This window comes from Phyllobacterium sophorae (assembly GCF_003010965.1).
GTDB classification, from domain to species: Bacteria; Pseudomonadota; Alphaproteobacteria; order Rhizobiales; family Rhizobiaceae; genus Phyllobacterium; species Phyllobacterium sophorae.
Window position 1 is genome coordinate 65,781 of sequence record NZ_PGGM01000021.1, and the last position, 22,074, is coordinate 87,854.

Genomic DNA, 22,074 nt, shown 5'->3' on the forward strand with positions numbered 1-22,074 from the left:
GCATGAGCATGTTCTTGCGTATGACGACAGCCTGTCTTGTCACCGGCCTGAGCTTTCCTGCTCTGGCGCAGGTTCCGACTAATGATGTGGAAAGGACCGGCGAGGAGAGCAACACACGCGTCTGTATGGAGCGGGCTCGCACCTACAAGCAGCGGTCGGAAGCTCCGACCAATGGTGTTCGCGGCAGTTTTGCGGACCAGGGCGGTGGCGGATCTCTATCACAGGCGGGTGGCGGCAATGTCATGGGCGGCGCCTTCAGCGGAACGACTGTGGGCGGCGTGGATCTCGCCGGCATCATGGCCGGTGTCGCATCGCTGAAGTCCAACAATGCGGGGCAGGTGGCGGGCGCCTTGAGCGCAGTCAGTGCGGCGATCGAACAAAACAGACGAGGGTTGGTGAGCCAGGGCCAGGCGATCGGTTCGGTTCGTCCATCCACCTGAGCAAAGCGCAGAGAACCAATGCTGCGTAACACCGCGACGGCGACGAAAGGGCCCATACGGCGCAGACAAGAATGAAGCGTAACGACAACGGTCAAACATAGGAGATCCTGCAATGGCAGACATGACCAATTACATAAGGTTCAACGGTGACGAACTCAGCGGCAATCTCGCCTCGCTGAACTACGACATCGATGTCATCGGTGAGCGCTTTCACAGCGACAATGAGAAAGCCCCTCTCTTTCGCCTGTTCGGTTCATCGCCACGTGGCCGCAAGATTGAGATAGGCGGTATCTGGCAGAAGGTAAGCCAGAAGGAAAAGCCTTACTACACGCTCTCCGTCAATACCGGATTCGGCAAGATCAACGCCAATCTCGGCCGCTAATCCCGGTCAGGATGATGAGGAACTGATGGCTGTCATCCCCTGGGATTGACCGAAGCGAGTGGAGACCGCAGCGCTCGCAACGCCCCGGTCCCTAGGGCTGGCACTTGTGGTGAGTAAGCCCTTTTAACAATCGTTCAATTCTAAGTTTAATGATGCGCTGCTGACCATAGCGCTTCAAGCGGAACCCTGAACCAGAGGCCCAAAATGCCAAAAGCAGCAACACCTCAGGAATTGCGCGCGAAACATACCATCTTCCACTTCGGGGCGCGCCGTCGCCATCCTTGATCTTGCGGACGATCTACGTGCCTCCGATCACGCAATCCGAATTGTGCTGGGGCATCTGCACCGCAAGAATTTGATTGCAACGGACGATCTCGAGTTTACGGAGCGATCCAGCGTGTGTTTTCGCACTGAAACCGGCGATCGTGCCTGCCTCAAAAGCTGTCGCTGACCGGTTTGCCTTGCGTGGCGTTTGGAGGGCGCAGGAACCCTTCACGATCGATCCGGCCATTCGTACGCGTAGGCGTTCATGACAAAGCCGCTTGAGGTTGTTGGCTAAAGCGGCTCCAAATATCGCCTTGACCCGTCGCCAGCTTCTCAATTAACTGGCCGCGACGGTTCCCCTACCCGAGAGGCGGTGGGGAATAATAGGGAACACGGTGCGGACGACCCGCATGGGACCAAAACCGTGGCTGCCCCCGCAACTGTAAGCGGAATTGATGCCACTGTGCAAGTCGCAACTGCCGATTGTCCACATAGTCCAAATTATCTATTGAGCCACATCCAGAGGTTGTTATGTTGCCGGCGCCGGCGGTCTTGCCGGTGGTCATAACCCCGATTTCAGATATGCCCTTCTAGGGGACATGGCCCTTTTATTCCCTCCCAAAGGAGAAAGCTCTCGCGCAAGCGAGCGAGGTCTGGCGCAAGCTCGCGCTTCTTTCACGGCGCCAGACCTCTCCGGCTTAACCACTTATGCTCAATTGATGGATGTGTGACCGCCATATGTTTCAACGGCCAACGGAGTTGGCATTTGCAACCCGATCCCCTCCATACCAGAGATATGATCATCATCGCCGCATTGATCGTGGTGAGCATCTTTGTGTTCGGCGCCGTAGCATCGGCCGTCGAAAGAGCCAAGCCCAGTTTCGACGCACCGCCGGCCGTTGCTCGTCACTGACGTGACTGCATATTTCCGGCGGCCATGACTTGCTGGGCGGCCCCAATTAACTTCGTGCTAGGCGTGAATTCGACTATTCCATTTCTTATGATGCGCCCGCGCGGCCCGTCGCTCATCAACATCTGCGTTTCGATAAATCCGAACTGCACACTGCCTTCAAGCTTTTCGACTGCTTCCAGGGCAGGTTCCAGAGCATCATAGGCTTGCAACGAAATTGGTACCTCAGTGATCTCTCCGGCGGTCGCTTCCCCGATGGCCTCGAGTATTCGCATATACTTCAGGCCGACAATGACGAGTGCGTTACCAATTCCATGCTCGAACATATAGGCTTTCTCAAAGACTTCGATGTCCTTGGAAAGTGCATCGACATTAACCTTGGGTACACTCGATCCAAGCTTATCGGCGACCAACCCAAATACCTCCTGAAGCTTCTTTTTATCCGTTGCTTGCATACCATGGAGAAGTTGAAGCGGGATGGGGAGCGTGTTGGGTGACATGCCGGAATGGCAAATTGGAGCCACATCAATGCCCCGGGTCCATCCAGCACCGGCCTCGAAATTGATCCACGGCCGGCCAACACTTTGAGGACTGCACAGGACCAGCATGGCAACACAGTTTTGAAGCCCGTTTGTAATATTTTCCAGCCAGCGCTCGCCGAGGGCAATACTATCGGACTCCGAAGACACGAACACTTTGACCGTGTTCAGAAAGCTCTCTTCGATCAAAGTTTTGAACATTGCTGCCAGCTCAGCTTCTTCATTGATGTGAGAAATGAATATGGTTGGTTTTGTCGTTGGCTTCTTTGCCATGCGGGCCCCCGATAAGTTCGTCGGCACAACCACTAACAAATTAACTTATTGCGAGTCGACCCTGTGCCCTTTCTCTCCATAAGTTTCTGCAAAGGCATCGCTTTCATGGATAGGAAATACCCCATGGAAAGCAAAAAGTACGGCATCGACCCTCGCGGATCGTGCCTTAACCCCCTCGTTCGTCAGGTCGTGTGGTGTGTCGCAGGAACGCTGATCGCTTTCTCCATGCCGTCGTGAACCAACCACAATAGGCTTGGAATTTCCAAGGCACTGAGGCCAAGATCAATTTCTTTGTCAACCACATCGATTCCCCAAACCAAAAACGCTGTGCAAACAATCGCTTCCGTTGACGAAAATCAAGTGCACGCATCATGCGACGGTTAACGAATTTAATGTACTGTAAAGGAGCTAAAGGCCCAAGGCGCCCCTGGCAGGGCTCAGCCGGAAGACCCGCAAATGTCGAGCGCCATGCGCCAACGACTACACGGCCTATTTGCGGTAGATCACCGTCAACAGCTCGCCGAAATGCTATAACCATGAGCTTCTGTATCAAAAATCAGTAGTTTGTGCGACGACACCGGACGCTGCGAAGCACGCCCGCCTTTCACGTTTCGGGGTCAATCTCACCACCCGTGCGCCTAGTGGCTAATCCTTGCTGCACCATCGCCATAGCCGGCAGGATGAACTGATGTACGTGCTAGAAGGGGAACCGACGCTGATCACCGACAGCGGCGAGATTCAGTTGCACCCAGGTATGTGCGCGAGATTTCCAGCGCACGCGCGGTTCATCTCGAAAACCGATCAGCTCGCATCCTGGAAATCGGGGGGCGAACTTCTGACGATGTTGTCGAGTATCCCGCGACGATCTCCGGGTTAGATTCTGCCCGGACGGCACGTGCCTGTTCACGAGAAAGGACGGTCGAGAATATTGACCTTCCTGTAGCAGCGGCACGAATCTCAGGATTTCTGCGATAGAGCGCGGCGTTGGCCGAAGATAAACGGCCACCCGAGATTCACGCCGAGGCCGGCGAGCAAGATCAGCGCCAAGCCAACAGCCTGCATTGCGGTGACAGAGCGATCAAAGACGAAGAAATCAGACAGCAGGGCAGCGGCAGGGTTCAGGAAGGATGCAGCGGCAATGACGGTGGTGGGCACCCTGGGATATGCCGAATACAGCAGCACATAGACGATGCCGGTATGGATGACGCCAAGCCCAATCAGCCATCCCCACACGGGGGCATAGCCGCCCTGAAGCGTCGCCACGTTGAGAAACGGCAGGAAGGCGATGCATCCGATCAAGCAATGGACCGCACTGAGCACGTCCGGCTTCACGCCTTTGACCGCGCGCATGGTCAGCGTCGTGGCGGCGTAGAAAAGCGAGGCAACGAGCGCCAAGCCGACGCCGATCAGCCAATTCCGGTCGGTCTGCACATCCCCGAGCTTTGGCAGGATGGTGAGGACCAGGCCGAGAAAGGCGAGACATATCCACCCGATCTTGTGCGGCGAGAGCGCTTCGCCCAGAAGCAGTCCGCCGGCGAGCACGATCCAGAAGGGTTGGAGATGATAGATGATCGTTGCGAACCCGATCGAGGTTCGATGGAATGCCTCGAACAGGGTCAGCCAATTGAGCACGAGGCAGATGCCGCTCATCAGCACGAGTGGCCACAGTTTCCGCTCAATGGAGATAAGGCTTTGCCAGCCACCCCGCAACGAAACCCATCCGATAAGTGCCAACGCTCCGAACAAGCAGCGGAAAAACACCACGTTGAAAGTCGGCTGGCCGGACGAGACGGAAAAAAGCCCTGCCGTTCCTGACAGAGCCATGCCTAGGGAGAGCATGATTGTTGCCCGTGTCAGACCCGCTCTAGATTCCATCTTTTCTCCATTGTGGCAAATATCCCGAGTTTTCCATGGCATGAATCGCCGACTTTTGCGACAGCAGCTTTGAGCAAGCCCTAAGCGGAATGGTACACGGTCGAACAGTGCGGCGAAGCCGGGGCCCACCTCCAGCCTCTTCCATCCGCGCCCACGTCCCTCTGCAAGAGCAACCACGATCAGGCGAGGCGCAATTACGCCGACCGGCTCCTTGTTGGCCAGGCGATCACAGCAATGACGCCCGCATCGTAACGCAGCCAATAGGCAGAATAACTGCGGATATCTGCGTATCCTGGCGAATTCCAACAAGAGCCACAACGCTTTGAAATGCGGTCACCCTATGCCGGAGCGCTCCTCCTCACCGTGCCCGTGGAGCCCGTGGCACCACCACGGCGGAAAAGAAGTCGCCATTTTCGACCGGATTGTCCTCTTCGTTGCACCGAAACTTTTGGGACGGCGGTCCATTCTCCACGTGTCGCGATGGCTCACTGCCGTCCGGATCGACCGTCCCCCGTAGAATCCTACACTTTCCAACCGCTCCTCAGCATGCATGTTTGGGCCGTCCGCAACTCAGGTGTGATGGCCCGCACCGACGACATCATCAACGTTGCTGGCCATCGTCTATCGACTGGCGCCATGGAAGAAGTGTTGTCCGCACACCCGGACGTGGCCGAATGCGCCGTCATCGGCATGGCTGAGGGGACGAAAGGACATATTCCGCTTGGCTTCATCGTGCTCAATGCGGGCGTCTCGCGTGACATCAGGATCATCGAGAGCGAGGTCGTGGCGTTGGTGCGCGAATGCATCGGACCGGTGGCGGCTTTGAGAACCGTGGTAACGATCAAGCGCCTGCCAAAGACGCGCTCGGGAAAAATACTCCGAGGGACAATGCAGAAGATTGCCGACAAGGAGGCGTGGGCTGTGCCCGCGACAATGACCCTGTCATTTTGGACGAGATCACTGCAGCGCTCCAGGCGCGCGGGATAGGAATATAGGATGTGAATCGAGCAAAAAGACAACGATCTTTCGGAAGATGGCCAATTTCCAATTGTCCGCCGTATCTGCTGCCTTTCGTTTCCCCGCAAAGTTCTCCCACTTTCCGCCACCGAAATTCATACCGTCGTCCTCACGCATTGTGGGCGTATTGATTTGGGGGTGTGCGTTGTGCCACGGGTCCACAAGATTTGATGTCATCGGTAGCTCCGTCCCAGTCACAACCATGATCCCGGGTTCCGCTGAAGTCCTCGTTCGACTCTGTTCGTCACCAGTCGGATTCGCAGCCGTCGGCCGAACTCCTTATCGCCATATCCAGTGAGCCGTCCGGTTGTCGGAAGGGGTCGTAGGTAATCCGGTCGATAATCTCGTTGTCCTGGCCGAACACCAGCACCTTCGGCTTCATCTCGATCGCTTCATCGATCTGGCAGTAGACGCTGGATGCTATGATGATTTCATCGCCAAGCTGACACGTTCGCGCCGCGGCGCCATTGAGTATGCAGCAGCGCGAGCCAGCTTCCCCGTAAAGGACATAGGTGCTGATCCGGGCACCCGACATCTTGTTCCAGATTTCCACGTATTCGAGCGGGACGATTCCAACCGCGCGGCAAAAATCTGCATCGATCGTTATCGATCCGTGGTAGTCGAGCTTCGATTCCGTTACCCGCAGACCATGCAGTTTGGCGCCTACGAACTTTTTCACCCGTCATCCTCTCTCTTTTGATTCCTCATTTTTTCAAACGGCAAACACGATCGCACCGCCTGTCAGTCCTGCCCCGGCCGCAGTGAGCAGAAGCCTTTCACCTTTCACAAATCTTCGCTTGCTGTTGGCGACAGAAAGGGAGAGCGGAATGGTGGCGGCTGACGAATTGCCGTAGGTTTCGATCGTGCGGATCGTCTTTTCCGGCTCGATAACGAGGTTACCGCAAATTCTGTCGAACATGCGCGCATTCGCCTGGTGCGGAACGAAATGGTCCAGGGCAGCGGCTGCAATCCCTGCCTGTTCCAGCGCCCGCTTCGAGGTCCTTGTCATGAGCGCGACGGCACGTGAGAAAACCTCGCGGCCATCCTGCATCGTCATCAGGAAGTCCTCTGCGTTCATATCGCAGGCAAAAGGCCGGTTGCTGCCGCCGGCCGGTATCTTGATCAAGTCGTAGCCACTGCCATCCGATGCGAGATCGGCGGAGAGGAGGCCGCTTTGCCGGTCTCTAATGGGCGCGAGCACGACGGCGCCCGCCGCGTCGGCAAAAAGCACCGCGCTTGCCCTTTCCGCGGGGTTGATGCGGCGGCTGAGGATATTGGCGGCGACCACCAGCACGGCGCGGCCATGGGCGCGGACGAAGCCGTCGGCGAGGGCGAGCGCATAGAGAAAACCGGAGCAGGCGCCGGCGAGATCGACGGCACCGGAGTTCACGAGACCCAGACGGTGGGCAAGGAGCGGGGCCGACGGTGGCAACAGATGATCCGGTGTCGAGGTCGCAAGTAAGGTGAGGGCGATGTCGTTTCGAGCGATCTGCGCCTCCTCGAGCGCCATTCGTCCGGCATCGGCGGCAAGGCCGCTCAGCGTCTCGCCGTCTTGGACCCAGTAGCGCGTGCGGATGCCGGTTCTGCGCTCGATCCAGCCTGGTTCGAGACTAAGCTGCGCCTCGATCTCGCCATTGTCGACGCATCGCGTTGGCACGGCATGGCCAAAGCCGGCCATGTGGGAAGACCAGGCCAGCATCGTCAGACCTTTCCGAGAACGATCGATGCCACTTCATCTATGGCGTCATAGGCGCGGCCGAGCTCCTCCGCCGTCACGCAGTAGGGCGGCATCAGATAAATCACATTGCCGAGTGGACGGATGAGCAGCCCACGCTCGCGAAACTGCTGTCGCATGCGGGGGCCGACCTCGGCGAGGTAACCGCCGGATGGCGCGACGAGATCGAGCGCTACAATCGTCCCGGCCTGGCGGATATTGGCAAAACGCTTATCGCCTGCAAATCGCTCAAGGTTTTGCCGATGCAGCCCCATGAGATTTTCGATCCGCTCGAGCACGGGCTCGCTGCGCCAGATGTCGAGATTGGCGACCGCGGCGGCACAGGCGATCGGATTAGCGGTATAGGAACTTGAATGAAAGAAGGTCTTGCGCCGGTCCGTGGACACGTGAGCGTCGAAGATCGCACCGGTGCAGAGCGTTGCCGCGAGCGGCAGGGCGCCGCCCGTCAGCCCCTTGGACGTGCACAGGATATCCGGGGTGATACCGGCCTGTTCGCAGGCAAACATCGTTCCCGTTCGGCCCCAACCGGTCATGACCTCATCGGCGATCAGCAATGAGCCATGGCGCTCCGCGATTGCCTTCAATCCGGCAAGCACGCCGGCATCATACATTTTCATGCCGCCGGCGCCGAGGACCAGAGGCTCGATCAAGAGTGCCGCAATGCCACCCGCCCGGCAAAAGGTTTCAAACATGTCGAGCGTCCGCTGTTCCCGGCCCGTTTCCGGAAAAGCAAGCCGGTCGACGCCGAACAGCAACGGCTCATAGGCGGCATTGAAGACGCCCCGTTCCCCGGTCGACATGGTGCCGATGGTATCGCCGTGGTAGCCGTGTTCCATCACCACGATACGGTCGCGCGGTTCTCCCCGATTGTGGAAATAGCCGAGCGCCATTTTAAGCGCCACCTCGACTGAGGTCGAGCCGCTGTCGGAATAGAAGACGTGCTTCAATCCAGCCGGCACCACGTCTATCAGGCCTTCGGCCAGTTTTTCGGCGGGCTCGTGCGAGAATTCGGCAAAGATGATCTGGTCATAGGCATCTGTCGCTGCGCGGATCGCCTCCATGATCGTGGGATGGCGATGGCCGTGGGTTATGACCCACCAGGACGAGATCGCGTCGAGTATGCGGTTGCCATCCTGGTCGATCAGAAAGGCGCCCTCGGTCGACACGATGGATTTCATCGCCGGTTCGAGCGCATGCTGGGTGAAGGGGTGCCAGATGGTCGAGCGGTTCATGCGGGCACCTTTGCAAAGCAAGCAAGATCGAAGTTCTCACGGAACGCCCGGCGCAGCCCATCGGCGGTGGTGTTCTCAAGCCAAGGCAGTCGGCCGAGCGAGCGAACGCCACCGATTTGGACGATGATACGCTGGGTTTCGCGGTTCTCGTCGCCGATGAAGACGATGCCGAGGACCGGAATGGCGCGGTGCCGCATTAATTCGAGCGACAGCAGCGTGTGGTTGATCGTGCCAAGCGACGTCCTGGCGCAAAGGATGACCGGAATCTGCCAGCTGGCAAAAACATCGGCGAAGACGAGATCGTCCGAAAGCGGCACGAGCAGCCCTCCTGCGCCCTCTATCACCAAGGGCCGGCGGGTTATCGGCGGCACGAGCTTTTCCGGATCGATTGCAACGCCGTCGAGACGAGCCGAGAGATGCGGCGAGGCGGGCGTCGCAAGGCGATAGGCTTCCGGCAAGATGCGCCCGCGCGGAACCCCGCTGAGGCGGGCAATCGTCTCGCTGTCAGTCTCGCCATCGAGCCCCGACTGTACGGGTTTCCAGTAATAACCATCCAGGGCACCCGTCAGCGCTGCAGCAAAGACCGTTTTCCCGATCCCGGTATCGGTGCCGGAGATCACGAAGCGCGGGCTCATGGCTGGTCCTCCTCAATCGCAGTGGCGAGCCGCTCGGTCATCTGTGCAATTTGCTTCTCATCGACATTGAGCGTGATGGAGATCCTCAGACGCGCGGTGCCTTCCGGCACGGTCGGCGGCCGGATCGCCCTGATGTCGTAGCCCTCGGCCTGCATCCGGGCCGCGATCCGCACCGATCGGCCATTGTCGCCGATTATCACAGGCAGGATCTGCGAGCCGCTGGGGCAAACGCTAAGCCTGGAGCGCAACTGTTCGCCCGCAAAATCTTTCAGGCCTCCAGCTGTGTGCGACGCTCAGGTTCGTCGGCAATCATACGCAATGCCTCCCGCACCCCAGCGGCCATCAGCGGGGAGGGCGCGGTCGAATAGATGAAATTGCGGGCACGGTTGATCAGATAGTCGGCGAGTGTCGAAGGCAGGCCCAAGAGCGCACCGGTGACGCCAAGCGCTTTGCCGCACGTGTGCAGCACCAGGATATTGCCGTGGGTCTCCAGCCCTGAGGCAATGCCCCGGCCGCCGGGGCCGAAAACGCCCGTCGCATGCGCTTCGTCGATGACGAGGAAGCCGTCATGCCGGCGGGCGAGATCCGCAAGCGCGCCGAGCGGCGCCTTGTCTCCATCCATTGAATAAAGGCTCTCGATTGCAATCCATGGGCGCCCCTTGCCACCGCCTTCGCGCCACCTGCGGATTGCCAGATCGAATGCTTCAACGTCATTGTGCGGCACGGCGACCGCCTCGGCCTTGCTCATTGAGATGCCGTCATGGGCGCTGGCATGGATCAAAGCATCGTAGACGATCAGGTCGCCGCGCTGTGGCAGTGAGGAGAATAGCGCGACATTGGCCGCAAATCCGCTGCCGAAGTAAAGGACCTTCTCAGCGCCGAAGAACGCGGCTGCCTCAGCTTCAAGCGCCTCGTGTTCGGCATGATTGCCGCGTAACAGCCGCGAGCCGCCGGCGCCCACCGGTACACCTCGGTCGATTGCAGCCGATATTGCAGCCTTCAGGCGGGGCGCATTGGCAAGGCCCAGATAGTCATTGGAGGTGAAATCCACGCCCTGATGCGGGACGAGTTCGCGGATTCGCGATTGGCGCTTAAGTCCGGTAAGCGTGGCCTCGTAGCGGGCGAGCGCCGGCAAACTCAAGGCGCCGGCTCCAGTTCCATCGGCTTTAATCCAAGTCGGCGGAAGAGTGCGGCGTCATGATCCTCGCCGGGATTGTCGGCCGTCAGCAGCGTATCGCCGACAAAGATCGAATTGGCTCCTGCGAAGAAACAAAGGGCCTGCATCTCGTCGCTCATCTCCGTGCGGCCAGCCGACAGGCGTACATGCGAACGCGGCATCAGGATACGAGCGAGCGCAATGGTGCGGACAAAATCGATGGGGTCGACCGGCGCGGCATCGGCGAGCATGGAGCCGGGGATCGGGATCAGCATGTTGATCGGCACGCTCTCAGGCGGCACCGGCAGGTTGGCGAGCGTCAGCAGCATCGAGATACGGTCCTCGACCGTCTCGCCCATGCCGAGGATGCCGCCAGCGCAGACCTTCATCCCCGCCTCGCGCACATTCGCCAGCGTCTCCAGGCGATCTGCGAAGTTGCGGGTGGTTATGATCTCAGGATAATAGCGCTCGGACGTATCGACATTGTGATTGTAATAATCGAGGCCGGCGTCGGCGAGCTTTTCGGACTGTTGCGGCGTCAGCATGCCGAGCGTCATGCAGGTCTCCATCCCGAGCGCCTTGACGCCCTCGACCATGGCGACCAGCGCATCCATGTCGCGATCCTTGGGATTGCGCCAGGCAGCGCCCATGCAATAGCGCGTCGCGCCGCCCTCCTTCGCCTTGCGTGCCTCTGCCACCACCCGCTCGACCTCCAGGAGCTTGGAGGCCTTGAGACCTGTCGGATAATGGGCGGACTGGCTGCAATAGCCGCAATCCTCGGGGCAGCCGCCGGTCTTTATCGACAAAAGCCGGCTCATCTGAATAGCGTTCGGATCAAAATTCGCCCGATGAACCTGTTGAGCGCGGAAGAGAAGGTCGTTGAACGGCAAATTATAGATTATGTTGGCGTCTTTCAACGGGACGGACGTGCTGAGGGACGGTTTGCTCTGAAATTCACCATTTAACACCGCAACGTTCTCCCTCATCTCTGCACTCTTCATCATCTTGGTAGTGCATTCTTCTATCTATAATTGTGCACTGCAGCATACTCAACAGTCTACCCGCAAAAAGAAACTCGATCTGGCAGCCGGGTAAATGGAGCAACTTAAGGACATCGGTCCCGCGCAACTCTGACCGGAGCACATCGCGTATACAAAGGCTGGAGTTGCCGTTGTCAGTTCACCTCTTCCAACTCGATCAGCGTCCCGAAGAAATCCTTTGGATGCAAAAACATGACGGAATTGCCGTGGGCGCCGATCCTGGGAGTGCCATTGCCAATAACGCGGGCTCCTGCCGCCGTAAGTTGATCTCGTGCGGCAATAATATCCGTGACCTCGTAGCAGATATGGTGCATCCCGCCGTCCGGGCTCCTGGCGAGAAAGGATGCAATTGGCGATGCCTCTAACAATGGCTCAAGCAATTCGATTTTGGTATCGCCAACGGTAACAAAGGCGACAGTAACCCCGTGTTCGGGCAATGGCTGCGCGGCCGACACTTTCGCACCGAGACTATCGCGATAGCGGGCGATGGCGGTTGCAAGGTGCGGCACCGCCAATGCGATGTGATTGACCCGGGTCAAGATGTCATTCATTGCGTAGCCGTCCCTCAGCCAGATCCAAGACCGCTCGCGCCGCATCGACGACATTCGTGCCGGGCCCAAATATCGCCGAGACCCCATGTTCTTGAAGAAAATTATAATCTTTTCGCGGAATCACGCCGCCACATATGACTATGATGTGCTCGGCTCCCTTTGCCTTCAATTGGCGGACTAGTTCCGGCATCAGAGTCTTGTGACCCGCGGCAAGCGAGGACACACCGATAACGTCGACTTCCTCCTCGATGGCGAGATCTGCCGCCTCGTCCGGGGTTTGAAAGAGAGGGCCGGCCAAGACATCGAAGCCAATGTCACCGAACGCTGAGGCAATCACTTTCGCGCCCCGGTCATGACCGTCCTGACCGAGTTTGGCGACCAAAATTTTTGGTTTACGTCCTGCTTTGCGAACCCGCTCTGAAAGTCGGGCTTTCAGCGTCTGATATTGCGGATCCTTTTCGCTTGCGGGGCCGTAAATGTCGCCTACAACTTCTGGGATTGCATCGTGATCACCGTAAGTGTCGCGCAATGCGTCCGAAATTTCTCCAACTGAAGCGCGAGCCCGTGCCGCTTCGACAGCGGCGGCCAGGAGATTGCCTTCGCCAGTGCGGGACACCTGTTTCAGGGTCGCGATCGCATCGGCCCATTTCTTCGGGTCGCGAAGCAGGCGGGTCCTATCAAGCCGCCGGATTTGCGCTTCCCGGACGGCCTTGTTGTCGATGTCGAGGGTTTCGATGTCGGCCTCCTCCGGCAGGCGGTACTTGTTGACGCCAACGATCACGTCCTCGCCGCGATCGACCGCGGCCTGCCGCTTGGTGGCGGCAGCTTCGATAAGCCGCTTCGGCAAGCCCTCGCTGACGGCTTTCGTCATGCCGCCCAGCGCCTCGACCTCTTCCATCAGCGCCCACGCTTTTTCCGCAAGTTCTGCCGTCAGGCTCTCGACATAGTATGAGCCGGCTAATGGATCGACGACCTTGGTGACGCCGGTCTCGTGTTGAAGAATGAGCTGCGTGTTGCGGGCAATGCGGGAGGAAAACTCGGTCGGCAGCGCGATCGCCTCATCAAACGAATTGGTGTGCAGCGATTGCGTGCCGCCGAGCACCGCCGACATTGCCTCGAATGCGGTGCGGATGATGTTGTTATAGGGATCCTGTTCGGCAAGCGAAACGCCGGACGTCTGGCAATGGGTCCGGAGCATCAGCGAGGATGCTTTCTTCGGTTCAAACTCCTTCATGATCCGCGTCCAGAGCAGCCGGGCGGCGCGGAGCTTCGCTGCTTCCATGAAGAAATTCATGCCGATGGCGAAAAAGAAGGAGAGGCGACCAGCGAACTCATCGACATCGAGACCCTTCTTCAATGCAGCGCGCACATATTCGCGACCGTCGGCCAACGTGAACGCAAGCTCCTGCACAAGTGTCGCGCCCGCTTCCTGCATGTGATAACCGGAGATCGAGATGGAGTTGAAATTCGGCATCTCCTTGGCCGTGTATTCGATGATGTCGGCGACGATTCGCATCGATGGTTCCGGCGGATAGATATAGGTGTTCCGCACCATGAACTCTTTTAGGATATCGTTCTGGATGGTGCCCGAAAGCTTGTCGCGGGTGACGCCTTGTTCCTCGCCCGCGACGATAAAATTCGCAAGAATTGGGATCACTGCGCCGTTCATCGTCATCGAGACGGAAACCTTCTCGAGTGGAATCCCGTCGAAAAGGACCTTCATGTCCTCAACACTGTCGATCGCGACCCCCGCTTTACCCACATCGCCGACAACGCGCGGGTGGTCACTGTCGTAGCCGCGATGGGTGGCTAGGTCGAAGGCGACGGAAACGCCCTGCTGGCCCGCGGCGAGCGCCTTGCGATAGAAGGCGTTTGAAGCCTCCGCAGTCGAGAAGCCGGCATATTGACGGATCGTCCAGGGACGCCCGGCATACATGGTAGCGCGAGGGCCGCGCACAAAGGGCTCGAAGCCGGGCAGGGAGCCCAGATGCGATGCACTGGCGAGATCGTGAGCCGTATAGAGCGGCTTCACCGCAATCCCCTCCGGGGTATTCCAGAAGAGCTTTTCAGGAGAGGCCTTGAGTTCCCTTTCAGCGAGAGCCCGCCAGTCCATCATCGTCGTGTCGGGCATTACTGGAACTCCATGATCACTTCATCGACCGCAAGCGAGTGACCGATCTTCGCCTTCACGAGCTTGACCACGGATCTTTTCTCGGCCTTGAGGACGTTCTCCATTTTCATTGCCTCAACTGTCGCAAGCGATTGTCCCGCTTCGACCTGCTCGCCCTCAGTGACCAAGATCTGGGTGATAACACCCGGCATAGGACAGAGTAGCTGTTTTGAGGTATCGAACGCCTTCTTCGCCGGCATGTAACGTGAAAGTTCGAAGGTGCGTGGAGCCATCACCTTGACGACTTGGTCGAGCCCCTTCCAACGCAAGCGCCAGCCAGTCTCGGCCTTGGCTATCTTGATTCCGAACGTCTTGCCGTTGAGCGTAAAACGGCCATGTGGCGCTCCAGGGGTCCAGTCCGATACAACAACGTGTGAAACACTATCTTCAAAGCGAATGCCGATATTGCCAGCCTCAAATGTCACGGTGATTGGCCAATCGTCGCCGCCGGCCACCACCACGTACTCGCTGCCAAGCGTGCGTGCGTGATTGGCGAGCGTGCCGGATATTTTGGTCTTGCGGCTATCGTCGGCGAACTGGGCGAACGTCGCCACAGACGCTAGCAGCCGTGACTGATCGGTATTGGGTTGAACCCCATCAAATCCGCGGGGCCATTCTTCGGCTATGAAAGCGGTCGTTATGTTCCCAGTCAGAAATCGTGGATGCGCCATGACCGCTGATAAAAACGGCAGGTTGTGGCCGATGCCGTCGACCTCGAAGTCGTCGAGAGCGTCCGCCATCGCCGCGATCGCTTCACCGCGCGTGGGTGCCCAGGTACAGAGCTTGGCGATCATCGGGTCGTAGTACATTGAGATCTCGCCGCCTTCGGTGACGCCGGTGTCGTTACGGATGACGGCTCCGCCGGCCTGAGGCCCTTCCGCTGGTGGGCGGTAACGGGTCAGTCGCCCAATCGATGGCAGGAAGCCGCGATAGGGGTCTTCGGCATAAAGCCGGCTTTCGATGGCCCAGCCATTGAGTTTCACATCGCCTTGGCTGAGCGCCAGCCTCTCGCCGTTCGCGACGCGGATCATCTGCTCGACCAGGTCGATGCCGGTGATGAGTTCAGTGACTGGATGCTCGACCTGGAGGCGCGTGTTCATTTCAAGGAAATAAAAGTTTCTGTTCCCGTCGACGATGAACTCGACCGTGCCGGCGGAATGGTAGCCAACTGCCTTGGCCAGTTGTACCGCCTGCTCGCCCATGGCCTTCCGCGTCGCCCCGTCGAGGAAGGAGGACGGCGCCTCTTCCACGACCTTCTGGTTGCGGCGTTGGATCGAGCACTCGCGCTCGCCAAAATAGATGACGTTGCCATGCTGGTCGCCCAGCACCTGGATCTCGATATGGCGCGGCTGGTCGACGAACTTCTCGATGAAGATGCGGTCGTCGCCAAAGGAGTTCTTCGCCTCGTTCCTCGAGGATTGGAAGCCCTCACGCGCTTCCTGATCGTTCCAGGCGATGCGCATGCCCTTGCCGCCGCCGCCAGCCGAAGCCTTGATCATGACGGGATAGCCGATCTCGCCCGAGATCTTGACCGCCTCGTCACCGTCGGCGATCAGGCCCATGTAGCCGGGCACAGTTGAGACGCCGGCTTGCGCCGCCAGTTTCTTCGAAGTGATCTTGTCGCCCATGGCCTCGATCGCGCCGACCGGCGGGCCGATGAAGATCACGCCCTCCTGTTCGAGCCGCTCGGCGAAGGCCCGGTTTTCCGACAGGAAGCCGTAGCCGGGATGCACGGCGTCTGCCCCGGTCTGGCGGATCGACTCAATGATCCGGTCGATCACCAGATAGGACTGCCCCGAGGGTGCAGGCCCGATGTGCACCGCTTCATCCGCCAGCTTCACATGCATGGCATCGCGGTCGGCGTCGGAATAGACGGCGACGGTGGCGATGCCCATTTTCCGGGCGGTGCGGATAACGCGGCAGGCGATCTCGCCTCGGTTAGCAATAAGGATTTTGGTGATCATTTTTGGCCTAATCTTCAATGATGTATGTCTCTGAAGCCTCAAGATGCTTCCATTTGGGACGCGCGCGGTTGAGGCTGAGGGGCACATCGATCACACAACGACACCAGTCGAAGTCGTCCTCCCGTTCCCGCCAAACCAGATCTGCTGGGGAACAGAAAAGCGAGCTGAGGACCCTGGGCGTCTTATAAGTATCGCCCCGATGGATGACGTTGCTGCACATCGGAACCCTCACAGCGGCATTGTGTCGTGCTTACGCCAGTGGCTTTCCTGCTTCTTGGAGCGGAGCATGGCGAAGGCGCGGGCGATGCGTTTGCGCGAGGAATGCGGCATGATCACCTCGTCGATGAATCCGCGCTCGGCAGCGACGAAGGGGTTGGCGAAGCGGTCCTCATACTCTTTCGTTCGCGCGGCGATCTTTTGCGCGTCCTTGAGCTCGGCGCGATAGAGGATTTCGGTCGCGCCCTTGGCGCCCATCACCGCGATCTGGGCGGTCGGCCAGGCATAATTGACATCGGCGCCGATATGTTTGGAGGCCATAACATCATACGCGCCGCCATAGGCCTTGCGGGTAATCAGCGTCACCATCGGCACAGTGGCTTGGCTATAGGCGAAGAGCAGCTTGGCTCCATGCTTGATGATACCGTTATACTCTTGCGCCGTGCCGGGCAGGAAACCGGGAACGTCGACCAGCGTCAGGATGGGAACGTTAAAGGCATCGCAGAAGCGGACGAATTTGGCGCCTTTGCGCGATGAGTCGATGTCGAGGCAACCGGCAAGAACCATGGGCTGGTTGGCGACGACGCCGACGGTCTCGCCCTCAATGCGGATAAAACCAGTCAGGATGTTGCGCGCGAATGCTTCAGAGATCTCGTAAAAATCACCCTCGTCGGCAATGGCGAGGATAAGTTCACGCATATCGTAGGGCTTGTTGGCGCTATCGGGGATCAGCGTGTCGAGCCGATCCTCCAGTCGCGCCGGGTCATCGAAGAAGGGCCTGACGGGCGGCCGCTCACGATTGTTGAGCGGCAAGAAATCGAAGAGATCACGGATGCCGGTGAGCGCCTCAATGTCGTTGTCGAAGGCGCCATCGGCGACCGATGACTTGGACGTGTGCGTCTTGGCGCCACCAAGATCCTCGGCGGTCACGATCTCGTTAGTGACCGTCTTCACCACCTCTGGACCAGTGACGAACATGTACGAGCTATCGCGCACCATGAAGATGAAATCCGTCATGGCCGGCGAATAGACGGCACCGCCGGCGCATGGGCCCATGATCACGGAGATCTGCGGTACGACGCCAGAAGCCTCGACATTGCGGCGAAACACTTCCGCGTAGCCGGCAAGCGAATCGACCCCCTCCTGAATACGCGCGCCCCCAGAATCGTTGAGCCCGATCACAGGGGCGCCGTTGCGCACGGCCATATCCATGATCTTGCAGATCTTCTGCGCATGCGTTTCCGACAGCGAGCCGCCAAGCACGGTGAAATCCTGGCTGAACACGTAGACGAGTCGACCGTTGATCGTACCCCATCCGGTCACCACCCCGTCGCCTGGCACCTTGTTTTCGGCCATGCCGAACTCGGTCGTGCGGTGGGTGACGTACATGTCGTATTCTTCAAACGAGCCCTCGTCGAGCAGCACGTCGAGCCGCTCTCGTGCTGCGAGCTTGCCTTTCGAATGTTGAGCGGCAATGCGAGTTTCGCCGCCGCCAAGGCGGGCAGCATTTCGGCGCATTTCTAGTTGATCGAGTATTTCCCGCATTGTTGTCAGTCCTTCTTGTTCGCCTCCCATACACAGTCGAAATACGTTGCAAAATATCAATAGATGTGCGCATGAGTACTGCTCCAAGTTGAATTCTGAGATTTGCAAAGTTGCAAAATGGCGGTAGGCAAGCTTTATATTGGGCGAAAGGTGCGCGATCTGCGCCTTGCAAGTCAGACGACACAGGCGCAATTTTCCGAGCGTCTTGGCATATCGATAAGCTATCTCAATCAGATCGAAAACAATCAGCGACCGGTATCTGCCGCCGTGCTGCTTTCACTCGCCGACAAGTTCAGGATTGATCTTTCCGACCTGTCAGGAGGAGAGGGCGATCGGTTGCTTTCGGCGCTGTCAGAAGCGCTAAGTGACCCGCTGTTTGCTGCCTATACGGTCAACCTGCATGAACTGAAGCTTGTCGTGCATAACGCGCCTGGGATAGCCCATGCGCTGATTGCCGCCCATCAGGCCTTTCGCCACAATTCAGAGCAGCTTGCGAGCATTGACGACACGTTGGGGCGAGCTTCATCCGTGGCTGAGAATACGCCCTATGAGGAGGTCCGCGATTATTTTCATTTCGTCGACAACTACGTCCACGACATCGATATGATGGCTGAAGAGCTGGCGCAGGAAATCGGTATCGGCGACCTAGAGGCTTTTACTTCGTTATCCAAGTACCTTGAAAACACTCATGGAGTGCAGCTAAGCCGGGCCAATCAAGATGACGATCTTATGCGGAGCTTTGATAAGGAAAAACGTGTATTGACGCTCAACCCTTATCTTCCTCCGGCGACGCGCGATTTCCAGATCGCACTGCAAATCGCCCAACTTTCAGCGGGACAGCTTGTTGATCGCGTAGCCGCCAACGCTGCATTTCGCACTACAGAGGCATATGAGATCTGTCGCATCGGACTACACAATTATTTCGCCGGTGCACTCATTTTGCCCTATCGACAATTCCTGAAGGCGGCGCGGCAGGTTCGCCACGATCTCGACCTGCTGACAGTGCGTTTCGGAGCAAGTCTCGAGCAGGTCTGCCACAGACTGTCGACCTTACAGAGGCCCGGGCAAAAGGGCATCCCCATCTTTTTTGCGCGTATCGACCGGGCCGGTAATATCACCAAGCGGCACAGTGCGGCCAAGTTGCAGTTCGCGCGCTTCGGTGCCGCCTGCCCGCTCTGGAATGTGCATCAGGCATTCGAGGCGCCCGGGCGCATCATTCGTCAACTCGCGCAGACGCCTGACGGTGTTCGCTACCTCTGTCTTGCCACGCAGATTAGCAAAGGTGGTCGCGGCTTCCACTCCGGACGCCAGCATTACGGGCTGGCTCTCGGCTGTGAAATTTCCTATGCGGATCAATTCGTCTATGCGGACGATCTCGATCTCGCCAACGTCAAGGCATATGATCGGATAGGGATCTCGTGTCGGATTTGTGAGCGAACCGATTGCGCCAGCCGCGCCGTACCGCCGATCAAGAGCCAATTGATTGTTGAACATCACAGTCGTAGTCAATTGCCGTACAAAATTCGTTCGCTCGTCGAATAAGGAGCCTCGGCGTTGGCTAAAGGATACTAACCCTCTTCACTTCGCGGCAGTACGTGTCGGCTGATATCATCTTTGTCGCGTGTGATGGTGCTTAGTGCTCAACTGGACAAGGCTTGTTAGTCTTCGTGCAGTACTAAATGGTCGGAAGTTAGATGCGATTAAGCAACGGAATGTCGCATTCAGTCAGGTTTCGACTCTTTGGGCCGCCCGATAATCATGCAAAACGACCGGCGACGGGCAATCAACGGAGTGGAACCTGCAAATGTCAAATGAACTTCCCTTATTGGATGAAGACGGTGACGGCGGTCGTTTTACGGACACGCGAAGTAAGTTTCGCGAAAAGCCTGATAAATTGCTCGATATATGCAATCTCCGGATCGAGGCGACTGTCTACCCACCCGGCGAGCGCCCACAGAATGTGGTTCTCGTTAATGACGTTTCGCTCACATTGAAGCGGGGCGAGGTATTGGGCTTGATAGGCGAATCTGGCGCGGGCAAATCGACCTTAGGTCTGGCCAGCATGGGGTACGGTCGAGGCGGTGTCAAAATTACCGGTGGCGAGATCATCATTAATGACCGTGACATACTGAAAGGAACACCAAATCAAATTCGTAAGCTACGCGGCCGGGAGGTCTGTTACGTCGCTCAGTCGGCGGCCGCCGCGTTCAATCCAGCGCACCGATTGATGGACCAAGTGGTAGAAGCGGCGCTCCTGCACGGCATGGCAACGCGAGCGGATGCCGAAAAGCGGGCGATTGCTTTGTTCAGGAAGCTTAGCCTGCCTGACCCCGATAACATCGGCAAACGATTCCCCCACCAGGTTTCTGGCGGTCAGTTGGAGCGTGTTATGGTAGCTATGGCGCTTTGCTCGGAGCCTGATCTCATTGTCTTTGATGAGCCAACTACGGCGCTCGACGTCACTACCCAGATCGACGTGCTGGCTGCGATACGGAACGCGATCCGCGACACTGGGGTTTCAGCGCTTTATATAACCCACGACATGGCCGTGGTGGTGCAGGTTGCACACGAGATAATGGTTCTGCGCAACGGCGAGCTTGTAGAACGGGGCGCCACGCAGCAGATCGTCAACGCGCCTCGCGAACAATACACGCGAGCACTCGTTTCCGCGCATCACATTGATCACGTGCAAAAAGACCCTGCTCCTGTGCCGGTGCTATCGGTAAAAGGCGTGACTGCAGGTTACGGTGATGGTGCGATCAAGGTGTTGCGCGACGTTTCCTTGGAGCTTCATTCTGGGCAAACGCTCGCCGTCGTTGGTGAATCGGGTTCGGGCAAATCGAGTATTGCGCGGGTGATCACCGGATTACTGGCACCTTTCAAAGGCAGCGTTCAATTCGATGGGCGTGAACTTCCGCCCCGACTGGTTGATCGATCAAAGGAGGATCTGCGCCAACTGCAAATGATCTATCAGATGGCGGATGTCGCGATGAACCCGCGCCACACAGTAGCGACGATCATTGGTCGCCCGCTCGAATTCTACTTTGGCATTGGCGGGAAGGAGCGCGACCAGCGCGTGGCAGACCTGCTCGATAAGATCGAAATGGGTGCAGGCTATGCAGATCGGTATCCGGCTGAGCTGTCGGGCGGACAAAAGCAGCGCGTTTGCATCGCCCGTGCGCTTGCGGCCAAGCCGAAGCTTATCATCTGCGACGAGGTGACTTCGGCGCTTGACCCTTTAGTTGCCAACGCCATCCTGAAACTCCTGCTGCAATTACAAAAGGAAGAGGGGGTAGCCTACCTTTTCATTACCCACGATCTTGCAACGGTGAAATCCATCGCAGATTCCATCTCGGTGATGTATCGCGGGCAAGTCGTCCGCGATGGGCCCAAGAGCAAGGTCCTTGCGCCGCCGTTCGACGCTTACACTGATCTTCTTCTTTCTTCCGTGCCGCAGATGGAGGTCGGTTGGCTGGACAAGGCGATCGGCGCTCGGCGCATGGAAAGCGCCGGAAACTAGTCGTCTTGCTGTTGAGTTGTCGATGCTAAAGGTCGCCGGCGCTTGCTAGTCCTGATTGACGTGACTGAAGATGCACAGAGGTTGAACGCTGGCTGTCTGTGACAGCCTCATTGCGAGGCCTAGTGACCACGTCCCAGCAGCGCGTTGCGACCAATGGATCGCGGAGGGGCAACGGCCGGTATGGCCTGTTTCAGCCAGTATTTGGGCCGCAGTGCCAGTTGAAAATCAAAAAGCCTGGCTTGGCCATTTGCGTTCGGAAGGGTGCAACGGGGCGTAAGCTGCCCACCCAAGCTCAGATACTTCAATCCCGATCAAGCATGGCGCCCCACGACCGATTCCGGATTTGCGTCTCGCCGCCAGCGCGCTGCCTTCAACAGATTCCCGCAATCATACAGAATTTCAAATCATTCATGGACAAGCGACGCGGATTGACTTGCTTGAACAAGCCCATGATTGTCAAGATCGATCTTGGCCCGTGCAGTTGGCTTCTCCCACAATCCGACCGAGTTGAAGGGTGCGCATCCGTTCGAGCTCAGTACATGCCAATGCATCGCAAGGCCCAATACATCGTATAGGCGCGGCCATGACGATCTCTTGTCGGAAAATGCTA

General features: G+C 58.1%; 16 protein-coding genes, 2 pseudogenes and 1 riboswitch. Of the genes and pseudogenes, 6 read left to right on the plus strand and 12 right to left on the minus strand.

The genetic code is table 11. From position 1 onward, the window contains the following. Positions 1–2: 2 nt before the first annotated feature. Positions 3–440, plus strand: coding sequence for a hypothetical protein (locus CU103_RS29340; protein ID WP_106667575.1), 438 nt, complete (start codon positions 3–5; stop codon positions 438–440). A gap of 112 nt (positions 441–552) precedes the next feature. Continuing rightward, complete coding sequence (locus CU103_RS29345; protein WP_342588919.1) at positions 553–822, plus strand: DUF736 family protein; 270 nt, start codon at positions 553–555, stop codon at positions 820–822. A 598-nt stretch (positions 823–1,420) separates the two neighbouring features. Then, a riboswitch (cobalamin riboswitch) is annotated at positions 1,421–1,660 on the plus strand. Positions 1,661–1,992: 332 nt separating this feature from the next. On the opposite strand, the gene CU103_RS29355 is transcribed toward CU103_RS29345, so the two are convergent. Continuing rightward, positions 1,993–2,808 carry a toll/interleukin-1 receptor domain-containing protein gene (locus CU103_RS29355; protein ID WP_106667577.1) on the minus strand — a complete coding sequence of 272 codons (816 nt, stop codon included), beginning with the start codon at positions 2,806–2,808 and terminating at the stop codon, positions 1,993–1,995. Between the two features lie 688 nt (positions 2,809–3,496). Here CU103_RS29355 and CU103_RS32355 point away from each other — a divergent pair. Further along, on the plus strand, positions 3,497–3,685 hold the full coding sequence (locus tag CU103_RS32355; RefSeq protein ID WP_245449067.1) for a hypothetical protein: 189 nt from the start codon (positions 3,497–3,499) through the stop codon (positions 3,683–3,685). Positions 3,686–3,765: 80 nt separating this feature from the next. Here CU103_RS32355 and CU103_RS29365 read toward each other — a convergent pair whose 3' ends face one another. Beyond that, the gene (locus CU103_RS29365; RefSeq protein WP_170117152.1) at positions 3,766–4,683 is read right to left on the minus strand and encodes a DMT family transporter; all 918 of its coding nucleotides are present in this window, start codon (positions 4,681–4,683) and stop codon (positions 3,766–3,768) included. Positions 4,684–5,259: 576 nt separating this feature from the next. Here CU103_RS29365 and CU103_RS29370 point away from each other — a divergent pair. Then, a pseudogene (locus CU103_RS29370) lies at positions 5,260–5,678 on the plus strand (AMP-binding enzyme); the annotation flags it as partial. A gap of 266 nt (positions 5,679–5,944) precedes the next feature. Here CU103_RS29370 and panD read toward each other — a convergent pair. The 10 genes and pseudogenes from panD to CU103_RS29425 form a co-directional block, all read right to left on the minus strand. Beyond that, entirely contained in the window at positions 5,945–6,379 is a 435-nt protein-coding gene (gene panD, locus CU103_RS29375) for an aspartate 1-decarboxylase (RefSeq protein WP_106667579.1), read from the minus strand. Between the two features lie 33 nt (positions 6,380–6,412). Continuing rightward, positions 6,413–7,399 (minus strand): beta-ketoacyl-ACP synthase III, encoded by a 987-nt coding sequence (locus CU103_RS29380; protein ID WP_106667580.1) that lies wholly within the window; start codon positions 7,397–7,399, stop codon positions 6,413–6,415. Between the two features lie 2 nt (positions 7,400–7,401). Next, positions 7,402–8,667, minus strand: a complete 1,266-nt coding sequence (locus CU103_RS29385; RefSeq protein ID WP_106667581.1) for an adenosylmethionine--8-amino-7-oxononanoate transaminase — start codon at positions 8,665–8,667, stop codon at positions 7,402–7,404. Beyond that, on the minus strand, positions 8,664–9,302 hold the full coding sequence (gene bioD / locus CU103_RS29390; RefSeq protein WP_106667582.1) for a dethiobiotin synthase: 639 nt from the start codon (positions 9,300–9,302) through the stop codon (positions 8,664–8,666). Before bioD ends, CU103_RS29385 begins: the two co-directional genes overlap by 4 nt. Beyond that, a pseudogene (locus CU103_RS29395) lies at positions 9,299–10,443 on the minus strand (8-amino-7-oxononanoate synthase). Before CU103_RS29395 ends, bioD begins: the two are co-directional and overlap by 4 nt. After that, on the minus strand, positions 10,440–11,444 hold the full coding sequence (gene bioB, locus CU103_RS29400; protein WP_106667583.1) for a biotin synthase BioB: 1,005 nt from the start codon (positions 11,442–11,444) through the stop codon (positions 10,440–10,442). Before bioB ends, CU103_RS29395 begins: the two are co-directional and overlap by 4 nt. Positions 11,445–11,632: 188 nt before the next feature. After that, positions 11,633–12,040 carry a methylmalonyl-CoA epimerase gene (gene mce / locus CU103_RS29405; RefSeq protein ID WP_106667597.1) on the minus strand — a complete coding sequence of 136 codons (408 nt, stop codon included), beginning with the start codon at positions 12,038–12,040 and terminating at the stop codon, positions 11,633–11,635. A 1-nt stretch (position 12,041) separates the two neighbouring features. Beyond that, entirely contained in the window at positions 12,042–14,180 is a 2,139-nt protein-coding gene (gene scpA / locus CU103_RS29410; RefSeq protein ID WP_106667584.1) for a methylmalonyl-CoA mutase, read from the minus strand. After that, positions 14,180–16,183, minus strand: a complete 2,004-nt coding sequence (locus tag CU103_RS29415; protein ID WP_106667585.1) for an acetyl-CoA carboxylase biotin carboxylase subunit — start codon at positions 16,181–16,183, stop codon at positions 14,180–14,182. The genes scpA and CU103_RS29415 overlap by 1 nt, the downstream gene beginning before the upstream one ends. A 228-nt stretch (positions 16,184–16,411) precedes the next feature. Beyond that, a complete protein-coding gene (locus CU103_RS29425; protein WP_106667598.1) occupies positions 16,412–17,944 on the minus strand; it encodes an acyl-CoA carboxylase subunit beta in 1,533 nt (510 codons plus the stop codon). A gap of 117 nt (positions 17,945–18,061) precedes the next feature. Here CU103_RS29425 and CU103_RS29430 point away from each other — a divergent pair, with 117 nt between their 5' ends. Together CU103_RS29430 and CU103_RS29435 are read left to right on the plus strand one after the other, a co-directional pair. Next, positions 18,062–19,486, plus strand: coding sequence for a helix-turn-helix domain-containing protein (locus tag CU103_RS29430; RefSeq protein ID WP_106667587.1), 1,425 nt, complete (start codon positions 18,062–18,064; stop codon positions 19,484–19,486). Positions 19,487–19,748: 262 nt separating this feature from the next. Next, a complete protein-coding gene (locus CU103_RS29435; protein WP_106667588.1) occupies positions 19,749–21,464 on the plus strand; it encodes an ABC transporter ATP-binding protein in 1,716 nt (571 codons plus the stop codon). Positions 21,465–22,074 lie beyond the last annotated feature (610 nt).